This is a genomic window from Mesorhizobium sp. M0139 (assembly GCF_040322455.1).
GTDB lineage: Bacteria > Pseudomonadota > Alphaproteobacteria > Rhizobiales > Rhizobiaceae > Mesorhizobium.
In genome coordinates this window covers 13,982-25,912 of sequence record NZ_JAMYTN010000020.1, presented here as the reverse complement: position 1 = coordinate 25,912, position 11,931 = coordinate 13,982, and the positions used below count along the sequence as shown (strand labels likewise).

Genomic DNA, 11,931 nt, shown 5'->3' with positions numbered 1-11,931 from the left:
GACGTTGGCGCGAACACCCTCACTGCCAAAGAAGCTTCTCCGAAAGTCGCCCTTTGGCGGTCGTGAATGAAGCCACGACCTTTTACCTCCCCTTGATGGGGAGGTCGGCGCGCAGCGCCGGGTGGGGTGAAGGCTCCAGCAGAGATTTGTAGGGCTCCGCTCACTTGACGGCTCCGGATGTGATGCCGCGGATCAGCTGCCGCGAGAAGATGACGTAGAGGGTCAGCACAGGCATGATCGCCAGCGAGAGTGCCGCCAGGATGGCGTTCCAGTTGGTGACGAACTGGCCGAGGAAAAGCTGCGCGCCGAGCGTCACCGTCTTGGTCTCTTCCGACGGCGCCAGGATCAGCGGGAACCACAGATCGTTCCAGATCGGGATCATGGTGAAGACGGCGACCGTCGCCATCGAGGGCCGCACCAGCGGCAGCACCAGCCGGAAGAAGATGGTGTATTCCGACAGGCCGTCGATGCGGCCGGCATTCTTCAGATCGTCGGACACCTGCTTCATGAATTCCGACAGGATGAAGACGGCCAGCGGCAGCCCCTGCGCGGTGTAGACCAGGATCAGCGCCGTCAGCGTGTTGACCAGCCCGCTCGCCACCATCAATTGCAGGATGGCGACGGTGCCGAGCCGGATCGGGATCATGATGCCGAGCGCGAGGTAAAGCCCCATCAGCGTGTTGCCGCGGAAGCGGTATTCCGAGAGCGCGAACGCCGCCATCGCGCCGAACAGAAGCACGAAGAACAGCGAGGCGACGGTGACGACCAGGCTGTTCCGGAAATAATGGATGAAGTCGCCCTGGCCGATCACCGTGGTGTAGCCGATCAGGTCGAAGGTTTTTGGCGTCGGCGGCGTCAGCGGCTCGCTGAAGATGCCGGCGCGCGATTTGAACGAGTTCATGATGACCAGGATCACCGGAAACAGCGCGATCGCCGTGTAGGTCAACAGGATCGCGTGGGCGCCGATGGTGCGGGGCAGCGAACGGGTGGCGGTGCTCATTGGAAGGTCTCCTGACGAGCGATGACTGTTGAGGTCGGCACCAAGGCACCCCCCTCTGTCCTGCCGGACATCTCCCCCTCAAGGGGAGAGATTGGCAGCGTTGACCTTGCCGTCCACCTTGCAACGCTGGTGATTGGCGAAAGCGACGATGACATCTGATCTCCCCCCTTGAGGGGGAGATGCCTGGCAAGGCAGAGGGGGGTGTTTAGCCGTAACATGTCTGCCTCTCAGAACTGGTAGCGACGCAGGCGCGTCTGGACGAAGAAGAGGTAGACGCAGACGCCGCCGAGGATGATCAGGAACATCATCGTGGCGATCGCCGCACCCATATTGGGATCGCCGGTCTGCAGCTGGAAGCCGAAGAAGGCGCGGTAGAGGAAAGTGCCCAGAATATCGGTCGAATAGTTCGGGCCGGCCAGCGCCCCTTGCGCGGTGTAGATCAGGTCGAAGGCGTTGAAATTGCCGACGAAGGTCAGGATCGAGATGATGCCGATCGAGGGCAGGATCAGCGGCAGCTTGATCTTCCAGAACTGCGACATGCCGGTGATGCCGTCACACTCGGCCGCCTCGATCACCTCTTCGGGGATCGACAGCAGCGCCGCATAGATCAGCATCATCGGAATGCCGACGAACTGCCACACCGAGATCAGGCTGAGCGCGGTCAGGGCATATCGTTCCTTGCCCAGCCACGGCGTGAACAGGCTTTTCAGGCCGACCAGATCCATCAGATGCGGCGCCACGCCCCATAACGGCGACAGGATCAGTTTCCAGGCGAAGCCGACGATGACGAAGGACAGGATGGTCGGCACGAAGATCGCGGTGCGGTAGAAGGCGGCGAACCTCAGCCTCGGGCTGGAAAGAAGTGCGGCCAGAAGCACGCCGATCGGGTTCTGCACCACCATGTGGATGATGAAGAACCAGGTGTTGTTCCTCAGCGCGTTCCAGAAACCCACCGACCAGTTGGGGTCGCCGAACAACGTACGGAAGTTGGTGAAACCGACGAACACCTGATGCTGCTCGACGTTGCGGAACAGCGACAGCTGCAAGGTGCCGGCCAGCGGCAGGATCATGATCGCCGTATAGACCAACAGCGCCGGCGCCAGGAAGACGCCGATATGCCAGCGGAACGGTCGTTTCGGTCGTGTTTGTGCGGCCATGAGTGCGGTCCCCGCCGATCAGGTTTAGCAATGCCTTCGACGGCAGCGCTGCCCCTCACCCTCACGCTCTCCCCGTGAAGGACGGGGAGAGGGGGCGCCTGCGTTTCGGCTGATCCTTCTCCCCGTCACTATACGGGGAGAAGGTGCCGGCAGGCGGATGAGGGGCGGCGCCGTCGTTCGCAGTCGATGATGCTGTCGAAAAACGCAGGGCCGTCCACTTGGGGCCCTGTCTGTTGTCTGAGCTCTTACTTGCCCGGCTTGTACCAGCTGTCGAGGCCGTCCTGCAGCTTCTTGGCGGCAGCTTCCGGCGTGTCGGTGCCATTGATGACGTTGGCCGATTCAACCCAGGTTTCGTTCTCGAGGTTCGGCGTGCCGCGCGACAGGATCTGGTAGGTCGAGCGGATCGTCGACTTGCACTTGTCGCGCCAGGAGACGAATTCCTGCGCCAGCGGGTCTTCCATCTTCACCGGGGTGGAATTCAGGCTGAAGAAGCCCGGCAGTGCGTTGGCGTAGATGGTGGCGAAGTCCGGCGAGGCGACCCAGGACAGGAAGGTCTTGGCCGCGTCGGCATTCTTCGACGCCGCATTCAGGCCCATGCCGATATCGGTATGGTCGGAGATGTAGCAGGTGTCGCCGGCCTTCTCGACCGGCGGCGGGAAGGCGCCCATCTTGAACTGCGCCTGGGTGTTGAACAGGCCGATCTCCCACGATCCCGCCGGGTAGATGGCGGCGCGGCCAAGCGTGAACAGGTTCTGGCTGTCCGGATAGGTCTGGGCCTCGAAGCCGTCGCCGAGATAAGGCTTCCACTTGGCCAGTTCCTCATAGGGAGCAACCCAGTCCTTGTCGGTCAGCTTCTGGTCGCCCTTGATCAGCGCTGCGCGGCCCTCTTCGCCCTTCCAGTAGTTCGGACCGATGTTCTGATAGCCCATGGTCGCGGCTTCCCATAGGTCCTTGGTGCCCATGGCCATCGGGATGTAGGTGCCGTCGGCCTTGATCTTGTCGAGCGCGGCGAAGAACTCGTCACGCGTCGTCGGCACCTTGAGGCCGAGCTTGTCGAAGGCGTCCTTGTTGTAGATGAAGCCGTGAATGACCGAGGCCATCGGCACGCAGAAGCTCGCCTTGCCGTCGTCGGTCTGCCAGGCGGCCTTGGCGACCGGTGAGAAGTTCTCCATGCCGGGCAGCGAAGACAGATCGGCAAGGTTGCCCTTCTTGAACAGTTCGAGCGATTTGTCGAACGGGCGGCAGGTGATCAGGTCGCCAGCCGAGCCGGCGGCGAGCTTGGCGCCGAGTGCGGCGTCATACTCGGTCGGCGCCGACGGTGCGAACACCACTTTGATGCCCGGGTTCTTGGCCTCAAAAGCCGGGATCAGCTTGTCCTTCCAGATGGCAAGGTCGTCGCCGCGCCAGCTTTCGATATTGAGCGTTACGTCATCGGCGTGAGCCAACCCGGCGGTGCCGAGAATGCTGGTGCCGAGAAGCAGTGCCGTCAGTAATTTCGTTGTCATGCTAGTCTCCCTGTTGACCTTTTTCAGGTTCGGTTTTGAGAACAGGGGCCTTCGCGCCCTTGTTCCCCTCGATCGCGGAAAGGGCCGGCCGCAGCTTCTGGCCGGTCCCTTCCAGTATCTTCTCGGCCGCAACGGCGTTGGCAGCGCCGGCGGCGAGCAGAATGGCTGTCTTGACGACGCCGCCGCTCGCTTCGAGCAGCCGCACGGCGTCTTGCCGGTCGCGGCCGCTGATAGCGGCGACGATGCGAGCCGCGCGGTCGCGCAGCTTGATGTTGTCGGCGGTGAGATTGACCATGTAGCCGTCATGGACATGGCCGAGATGAATGGCGGTAAGCGTCGACAGCATGTTGAGCGCGATCTTCTGGGCAGTGCCGGCGCCCATGCGCGTCGAGCCGGCAATCACCTCCGGTGGCGTCTCGAGCAGGATGGCGACGTCGGCCAGCCTGAGCAGGGGCGTGTCCTTGTTGTTGGCAATGGCGATGGTTGCCGCGCCCCGGCTGCGCGCATCCTTCAGCGCCTGCACCGCATAGGGCGTCGAGCCGCTGGCCGAAATCGTGATCAGGCAGTCGCCCTTGCCGATGCCGGCGCCGGCAATTGCCGTCGAGGCTTCGTCGGTGTCGTCTTCCGGTCCGCCGGCCAGGGTCTTGAAAGCGTCGTCGCCACCGGCGATGAGGATGGCGATGCGTTCGCGCTTGATGCCGAAGGTGCCGGGCAACTCCAGCGCGTCGGCCAGCGCCATCAGGCCGGAGCTGCCGGCCGCAGCATAGGCGAGCTTGCCGCCGCCGTTCAGCCGCTCGGCGATGATTTCGGCTGCGGCGGCGATGGCGGGAATGGCGTCGCGCACAGCCTTGGCGGCCTCGATCTGCGCATTGACCAAAGAAGAAAGGATGGCGTCCGGGGCCTGGATGTCCAGTCCCTCGGCATTGCTGTGAAGCGCTTCGGTGCGCGGTTCGGTCATCCCTGTCCCTCCGATGGAAGAACAATACCAAAAAAATACCACTTGTCCACACGCATTAACGAAATTGCGAACTGGAAATCGTTGAGCCGGCAAAATTCCCGGGTTTTTCAACCTGATACGCCTTAATCTTTTTGAAACGGAAATTAATCCCTTGGCTATTGGTATTTTATTGGTATTATCCGCCCGGAGGAGACATCGCGTGAAATTCGTGCTCGGTATCGACGGCGGCGGCACCAGCTGCAGGGCAGCCCTTGCGACAGGCGATGGCGTTGTCATTGGCCGTGCCAAAAGCGGCGCCGCCAACATCCGCACCGATCTCACCGGCGCTCGCACCCACATCGTCGAGGCTGCTCGTCAGGCCTTCATCGCCGCCGGGCAAGATCCGGACCTGATCCCGCAGACACCAGCCATTCTCGGCCTTGCCGGCGCCAATGTCGGCACCTACCGCCAGCAGCTTGAAGCAATCCTGCCGTTCAGCATCAGCCGCGTCGAGACGGACGCCGAGATCGCGCTCGAAGGGGCAGTCGGCTCTGGTGACGGCGCCATGGCCATCCTCGGCACCGGCACCGCCTATATGGCGCGCAAGGGCGGCACGTCGCGCGCCATCGGCGGCTGGGGCTTTCAGGTCGGTGATCAAGGCAGCGGCGCCCGGATCGGCCGCGACCTGCTGGAGCAGACGCTGCTCGCCCATGACGGCGTCCGGCCGCGCTCAGTCCTGACCGACAGCATGATGGGCATTTTCCGCAACAATCCCGAAGACGTGGTCGAGTTCACCACCAATGCCAAGCCCGGCGATTTCGGCGGCTTCGCGCCCAAGGTTTTCGAGCATGCCGAGAAGGGCGACAGCGTCGCCAACTGGATCGTGGACAAGTCGGTTGCCGATGTCGAGGAGTCGCTCCACGCGCTCGACCTCTCTGATGACGCCCCGCTCTGCCTGCTCGGCGGGCTGGCGCCGCTCTATGGGCCGCGCCTTTCCCAGCGCTACCAGGCGCTGGTGAAAGCGCCGCTCGACGATGCGCTGGGCGGCGCCGTGCAGATGGCGGCCCGCATCTTCGCCAAAGCGGAGGCGACGCGATGAGCGACGCCGCCGACCAGATCTTCGCCACGCTGAAGCAGTCGTCGCAGAGCGGCGCCCCGCTCTATCTGCAGCTCAGGAAAAGCATCGAGGACGCCGTCAATCGCGGCCTGATCGGGCCGGGCGATGCGCTGCCTTCCGAGCGCGACATCGCCACCAAGGCCGACATTTCGCGCGTCACCGTGCGCAAGGCGGTGCAGGATCTGGTCAAGGGCGGCATCCTCGTGCAGCGCCACGGCTCCGGCACCTTCGTCGCGCCGCGCATGGAGCGCGTCGAGCAGTCGCTCTCCAGGCTCACTTCATTTACCGAGGACATGGCAAGGCGCGGCATGGCGGTGCGTTCAGCCTGGCTCGATCGCGACCTCTACCCGCCCTCGCCCGACGAGATGATGGTGCTCGGCCTGTCGTCGAACGAGCTGGTGGCGCGCGTGGCGCGCCTGCGCATCGCAAACGACACGCCGCTGGCCATCGAGCGCGCCTCGTTGTCGGCCAGCGTGCTGCCGGATCCGGCCGGGATAGGCTCGTCACTCTATGCGGCGCTGCAACTGACCGGTAACCGGCCGGTGCGGGCGGTGCAGCGCATATCGGCCGCCAATCTCGGCGACGCCGATGCGCGTCTGCTCGAAGTGCCATCCGGCATTGCCGGCCTGCACATCGAACGCATTTCCTATCTCGCGAGCGGCAAGGTGATCGAGTTCACCCGCTCCATCTACCGCGGCGATGCCTATGATTTCGTCGCCGAATTGCGCCTGACAGGGCCGAGCGAAGAGGGCCGACCATGATCCCCAAGACCACCCATATGCGGCGCGAGATCGACGAAATTCCGCAAGCCGTCGCTCGCCTGCTCGATGGCTCGGCGGCGGTGCTGACCGAGGCCGGACGCGGCATTCGCGAGCGCGATCCGAGCTTCGTCGTTACCGTCGCGCGCGGTTCGTCCGACCATGCCGCCACCTTCATGAAATATGCCGTCGAACTGACCGCCGGCCTGGCCGTCGCTTCGGTCGGCCCATCGGTCGCCTCGATCTACGGCGCCAAGCTCAAGCTCGCCGGTTCGGCTTGCCTCGCCATCTCGCAATCCGGCAAAAGCCCTGATATCGTCGCCATGGCCGAGACGGCACGAGCCGGCGGTGCGCTCACCGTCGCCATCACCAACACCGCCGATTCGCCGCTGGCGCGGGCTTCGGATTTTGCCATCGACATTCTGGCCGGCCCCGAGCGCAGCGTCGCGGCGACCAAGACATTCGTCAATTCGGCGGTCGCCGGCCTGGCGCTGATGGCGCATTGCACCGGCGACGACAGACTGCTGGCCGCCCTTGCCCGCCTGCCCGAGCATTTCAGCAAGGCGATCGCCTGCGACTGGATGGCGCTGGCCGGCGCATTGGAGACGCCGCAATCGCTGTTCATCCTGGGACGTGGCCCGTCGGCGGCGATGGCCAACGAGGCGGCGCTGAAATTCAAGGAGACCTGCGGCATGCATGCAGAGGCCTATAGCGCCGCCGAAGTCATGCACGGCCCGCTGGCCCTGGTCGGGCCAGGCTTCCCGGTGCTGGCGCTCGCCGCCCGCGATGCCTCCGAGCCGTCCGTGGCAGAGGCTGCCGACAACCTTGCCGGCAAGGGTGCAGCAGTTTTTGTAACCTCGGACAAAGCCAAGAGCGCGGCGCGGCTGCCGCATGTCGCCACCGGTCATCCCTTGACTGACCCGCTGACGCTGATCGTCTCCTTCTACGGCTTCGTCGAAGCCTTCGCCCGCCATCGCGGCCTCGATCCGGATGTACCGCGCAATCTGCGCAAGGTGACGGAAACCGTATGAGCGACCGTTTTGCCCTGACTGGCGCCCGAATTTTCGATGGCGACGACTGGCATGACAACGCCGCCCTTGTCGTGCACGGCGATGTGGTCGAAGGCATTCATCCCGTCGGCGCCATTCCGTCGGGCGTTGCCCGCATCGACGCCGGGGGCGGCATGCTGGTGCCGGGTTTTGTCGACCTGCAGGTCAATGGCGGCGGCGGCGTCATGCTCAACGACCATCCCGATGTCGCCTCGCTGGCAACAATCTGCCGGGCGCATGCGCCGTTCGGCACGACCGCACTGCTGCCGACGCTGATCACAGATACGCCTGACATCACCGCCGCGGCCATTGCCGCCGGCACCGGGGCGGCACGGCAAAAACTGCCGGGATTTCTCGGCCTGCATCTCGAAGGGCCGCATCTCTCCGTCGCTCGCAAGGGCGCGCATGAACCGGCGCTGATCCGGCCGATGACGGATGCGGATGAAGCGGCGCTGGTCGCGGCACGCCAAAACCTGCCGGTGCTGCTGACGACGATAGCGCCTGAATCCGTCGAGCCTGCCCGCGTTGCGGCCTTGGCCAAGGCCGGTGTGATTGTCAGCCTCGGCCATTCCGACACCGGCTACGCCACGGCCAGAGCCTTTGCCGATGCCGGCGCCAGCGTGGTCACACATCTGTTCAACGCCATGAGCCAGATCGGCAACCGTGAGCCGGGGCTGGCGGGTGCGGCCATCGACATAGGCAGTCTGTCGGCCGGGATCATCGCCGACGGCATCCATGTCGATCCCGCCACCATGGCAATCGCGCTGCGCGCCAAGCAGGGGCCGGGCAGGATCGTGCTGGTCACCGACGCCATGGCGACGATCGGCACCGACATGACGTCGTTCACCCTTAACGGCCGCATCATCTATCGCAAGGATGGCAGCCTGAGGCTGGCCGACGGCACGCTGGCCGGCGCCGATCTCGATATGATCTCGGCCGTCCGCTACATGCACAGGATCGTCGGGCTGGACCTGTCGGAAGCGTTGCGCATGGCCTCGCTCTATCCGGCGCAGGCGGTCGGCCAGGCCCACCGGCTCGGCCGCTTCGCCAATGGCACGGCTGCCGATATCGTCGCTCTGTCGGACGCCCTCGACGTCAACGGCGTCTGGATCGGCGGCGACAAGGTTTTTGCAGGCGCGGACAGTCCGCGCTAAAGTCCACCCATGCATGATGTCGACTGCGTTGTCGCCGGAGCCGGTGTTGTCGGCCTCGCCATTGCCCGCGCGCTGGCGCTGTCGGGCCGCGAGGTGCTGGTGGTCGAGAAGGCCGCAGCCATCGGCACGGGCACCAGTTCGCGCAATTCGGAAGTCATCCATGCCGGGCTTCATTATACGCCGGGCAGCCTGAAGGCCCGTCTCTGCGTCAACGGCCGCGAGCGTCTCTATGCCTATTGCCGCGAGCACGACGTCGCCCATCATCGCACCGGCAAACTGATCGTTGCCGTCGAACCCGACCAGTTGGACAAACTGCAGGCGATCCAGATCAACGCGGCGCAATGCGGAGTCGGTGACCTCAAGCTTTTGACGCGCGCAGAGGCCGAAAGCCTGGAACCGGCGCTGAGCTGCGCCGGCGCGCTGCTGTCGCCGTCGACCGGCATCGTCGACAGCCAGGCGCTGATGCTGTCATTGCGTGGAGACGCGGAAGCGGCCGGCGCATCTTTCGCCTTGCTCACCGTTGTCTCAGGCGCGAGCATCGAAGCCGACGGCATCCGGATCGACACGCGCGACGCCGATGGCGAGGGTTTCACCTTGAAGACCGGCGCCTTCATCAACGCCGCCGGCCTCGACGCGCAGGCGCTCGCCGGCCGCATCGAAGGCCTCCCGCAAGACCGTGTTCCGCCGCTGTGGCTGGCGCGCGGCAATTATTTCGCGCTTTCCGGTCGCTCGCCCTTTTCGCGGCTGATCTATCCGGTGCCAGTCCATGGCGGCCTCGGCGTGCATCTGACCCTCGACATGTCGGGGAGCGCGCGCTTTGGCCCGGATGTCGAATGGATCGATCGCGTCGACTATACCGTCGATCCCGCACGAGGCGATGCCTTCTACGACGAAATCAGGCGCTACTGGTCCGGCCTGGCGGACGGCGCCCTGCAACCGGCCTATGCCGGCGTCAGGCCGAAACTGTCCGGTCCAGGCCAGCCGGCCGCCGACTTCGTCATCCGGGGACCGGCTGACCACGGGGGCGGTCAGATCGTGAATCTGTTCGGCATCGAGAGCCCTGGCCTTACCGCCAGCCTCGCCATCGCAGAACATGTCGTTGGGCTTTTATATCAGCAATGACGGGCGTTTCCTGAAACGTCGGGCAGGCGCATACCATGAAACCTTTTGATATGGAGGTCGTTGTCGGGGCATATGTCCGAGGCAAAACCCAAATCGAAACCGGCCGACGGCATCGAAGCGCGCGATGCCACGAAGTCGCGTCGGGAAAAGCCGTCACGGCAAACGCGCGGAGATGGACCGCGCGAGGGCACGCCGCGCGAGAAAAAAGCATCGGCCGCCGAAGCCGCGTCCGAGCCCGTTGGCGAGGCTGCGCCGCCGCCGGATGCCGTCGAACCCGATCCCAAGCTGACGCCGGAGCAGGCCGAGCAGGCGCGCAAGAAATATCTGCTGCGGCGTTTCTGGATCAGCGGGCGCGGCTATTGGGGGAGGCATGGCGACAAGCTCGCCTGGCCTTTGACGATCGGAGTGCTGCTGCTGATCTGCATCAACATCGGTTTCCAGTATGGCATCAACGTCTGGAACCGCTCGATGTTCGATGCCCTCGAGCAGCGCAACGCCCGCACGGTCTATCTCCTCAGCGCCGTATTCGTGCCGCTGGTGATCTGCAGCGGCAGCCTTGTCGTCGCGCAGGTCTACCTGCGCATGACGATCCAGCGCCGCTGGCGTTCCTGGCTGACCACCGGGGTCGTCGCGCGCTGGCTGGCAAACGGCCGCTACTACCAGCTGAACCTCGTGGGCGGCGACCACCAGAACCCCGAGGCCCGCATGACCGAGGATCTGCGCATCGCCACCGAGTCGCCGGTCGATTTCACCGCCGGCGTCCTCAACGCGTTCCTGTCGGCCTCGACCTTTATCGTCGTGCTGTGGACCATCGGCGGCGCGCTCACCCTGCCGATCGGCCGTGAGAGCATCACCATTCCCGGCTTTCTGGTCATCACCGCGATCATCTATGCCGCCATCACCTCGACCTCGATGGTGGTCATCGGCCGCGATTTCGTCCAGCTCTCCGAGCGGAAGAACCAGGCGGAGGCCGAACTGCGCTACACGCTGACGCGCGTGCGCGAAAACGGCGAGAGCATCGCCTTGCTGGGAGGCGAGGACGAGGAGCGCAGCGGCATCGACAGAAATTTCGGCCACGTGCTGAGGCAATGGGCTCTGCTGACCGGACAGCACATGCGCACGGCGGCGGTGTCGCAGGGATCGAGCCTGTTTGCGCCGGTCGTGCCGATCCTTTTGTGCGCGCCAAAATTCCTCGAAGGCTCGATGACGCTTGGCGAGGTGATGCAGGCGGCGTCTGCCTTTGGCATCGTGCAAGGCGCGTTCGGCTGGCTGGTCGACAACTATCCGCGCCTTGCCGACTGGAACGCCTCCGCGCGGCGCATTGCCTCGCTGATGATGTCGCTAGACGGGCTCGAGCGCGCCGAGCAGAGCGATGCGCTCGGACGCATCAACCGAGGCGAAGCCGAAGACGGCGCCATCCTCAGCCTCGACAATCTTTCCGTGACACTCGACGACGGCACCTCCGTGGTCAAGGAAACCGAGGTCGTGATCGAGCCGGGCGAGCGGGTGCTGGTTTCAGGCGAATCCGGTTCAGGCAAGTCGACGCTGGTGCGGGCCGTCGCGGGCCTGTGGCCATGGGGCGGCGGCAGCGTCAATTTCCACACCGACAGGCGCCTGTTCATGCTGCCGCAACGCCCCTACATCCCTTCCGGAACGCTTCGCCGCGCGGTCGCCTATCCCGCGGCGGCGGACAAGTGGACCATCAAGCAAATCAAGGCTGCCCTCGACAAGGTGGGGCTTGGCTATCTCACCGGCAGGATCAAGGAAGAGGCGCCATGGGACCAGACGCTGTCGGGCGGCGAAAAGCAACGCCTCGCCTTCGCGCGCCTGCTGCTGCATCGCCCCGATATCGTGGTGCTGGATGAAGCGACTTCGGCGCTCGACGAGAAGAGCCAGGACACGATGATGTTGACGGTGATCCGCGAACTGCCTGACGTCACCATCATCAGCGTGGCGCATCGTGCGGAGCTCGAAGCCTTCCACAGCCGCAAGATCACCCTGGAGCGGCGCGAGGGCGGCGCCAAGCTCGTCAGCGACGTCGACCTCATCCCGCGCAAGCGCAAACGCAGCCTGCTGAACCGCGCTTTGTGGGGTTCCAGCACTCGGGTGAAAAAGCCGCGCAGGTAAAAGGC

The 11,931-nt window shown here is 64.7% G+C and carries 10 protein-coding genes; 6 read left to right on the top strand and 4 right to left on the bottom strand.

Annotation, left to right across the window (positions count from 1 at the left end):
- Positions 1-160: 160 nt before the first annotated feature.
- The 4 genes from NKJ58_RS27110 to NKJ58_RS27095 all read right to left on the bottom strand — a co-directional run bounded on the left by NKJ58_RS27110 (position 161) and on the right by NKJ58_RS27095 (position 4,620).
- Positions 161-1,000, bottom strand: a complete 840-nt coding sequence (locus NKJ58_RS27110) for a carbohydrate ABC transporter permease (protein ID WP_352518585.1) — start codon at positions 998-1,000, stop codon at positions 161-163.
- A 227-nt stretch (positions 1,001-1,227) separates the two neighbouring features.
- Positions 1,228-2,157: a carbohydrate ABC transporter permease gene (locus NKJ58_RS27105; protein ID WP_352518586.1), complete on the bottom strand. Its 930-nt coding sequence runs from the start codon at positions 2,155-2,157 to the stop codon at positions 1,228-1,230.
- A gap of 245 nt (positions 2,158-2,402) precedes the next feature.
- Complete coding sequence (locus tag NKJ58_RS27100; RefSeq protein WP_023711281.1) at positions 2,403-3,662, bottom strand: ABC transporter substrate-binding protein; 1,260 nt, start codon at positions 3,660-3,662, stop codon at positions 2,403-2,405.
- A gap of 1 nt (position 3,663) precedes the next feature.
- Complete coding sequence (locus tag NKJ58_RS27095; protein WP_023702501.1) at positions 3,664-4,620, bottom strand: N-acetylmuramic acid 6-phosphate etherase; 957 nt, start codon at positions 4,618-4,620, stop codon at positions 3,664-3,666.
- A gap of 199 nt (positions 4,621-4,819) precedes the next feature.
- On the opposite strand from NKJ58_RS27095, the gene NKJ58_RS27090 reads away from it, so the two are divergent.
- The 6 genes from NKJ58_RS27090 to NKJ58_RS27065 all read left to right on the top strand — a co-directional run bounded on the left by NKJ58_RS27090 (position 4,820) and on the right by NKJ58_RS27065 (position 11,926).
- On the top strand, positions 4,820-5,698 hold the full coding sequence (locus tag NKJ58_RS27090; RefSeq protein WP_023702502.1) for a glucosamine kinase nucleotide-binding domain-containing protein: 879 nt from the start codon (positions 4,820-4,822) through the stop codon (positions 5,696-5,698).
- Positions 5,695-6,477, top strand: coding sequence for a GntR family transcriptional regulator (locus NKJ58_RS27085; RefSeq protein ID WP_023696933.1), 783 nt, complete (start codon positions 5,695-5,697; stop codon positions 6,475-6,477). Before NKJ58_RS27090 ends, NKJ58_RS27085 begins: the two co-directional genes overlap by 4 nt.
- Positions 6,474-7,505 carry an SIS domain-containing protein gene (locus tag NKJ58_RS27080; protein WP_023684262.1) on the top strand — a complete coding sequence of 344 codons (1,032 nt, stop codon included), beginning with the start codon at positions 6,474-6,476 and terminating at the stop codon, positions 7,503-7,505. Before NKJ58_RS27085 ends, NKJ58_RS27080 begins: the two co-directional genes overlap by 4 nt.
- Positions 7,502-8,677 carry an N-acetylglucosamine-6-phosphate deacetylase gene (gene nagA, locus NKJ58_RS27075; protein WP_352854199.1) on the top strand — a complete coding sequence of 392 codons (1,176 nt, stop codon included), beginning with the start codon at positions 7,502-7,504 and terminating at the stop codon, positions 8,675-8,677. The genes NKJ58_RS27080 and nagA overlap by 4 nt, the downstream gene beginning before the upstream one ends.
- Before the next feature lie 9 nt (positions 8,678-8,686).
- Complete coding sequence (locus NKJ58_RS27070) at positions 8,687-9,799, top strand: NAD(P)/FAD-dependent oxidoreductase (protein ID WP_023746600.1); 1,113 nt, start codon at positions 8,687-8,689, stop codon at positions 9,797-9,799.
- 72 nt (positions 9,800-9,871) lie between these two features.
- A complete protein-coding gene (locus NKJ58_RS27065; protein WP_023816378.1) occupies positions 9,872-11,926 on the top strand; it encodes an ABC transporter ATP-binding protein/permease in 2,055 nt (684 codons plus the stop codon).
- The last annotated feature ends 5 nt before the right edge of the window (positions 11,927-11,931 follow it).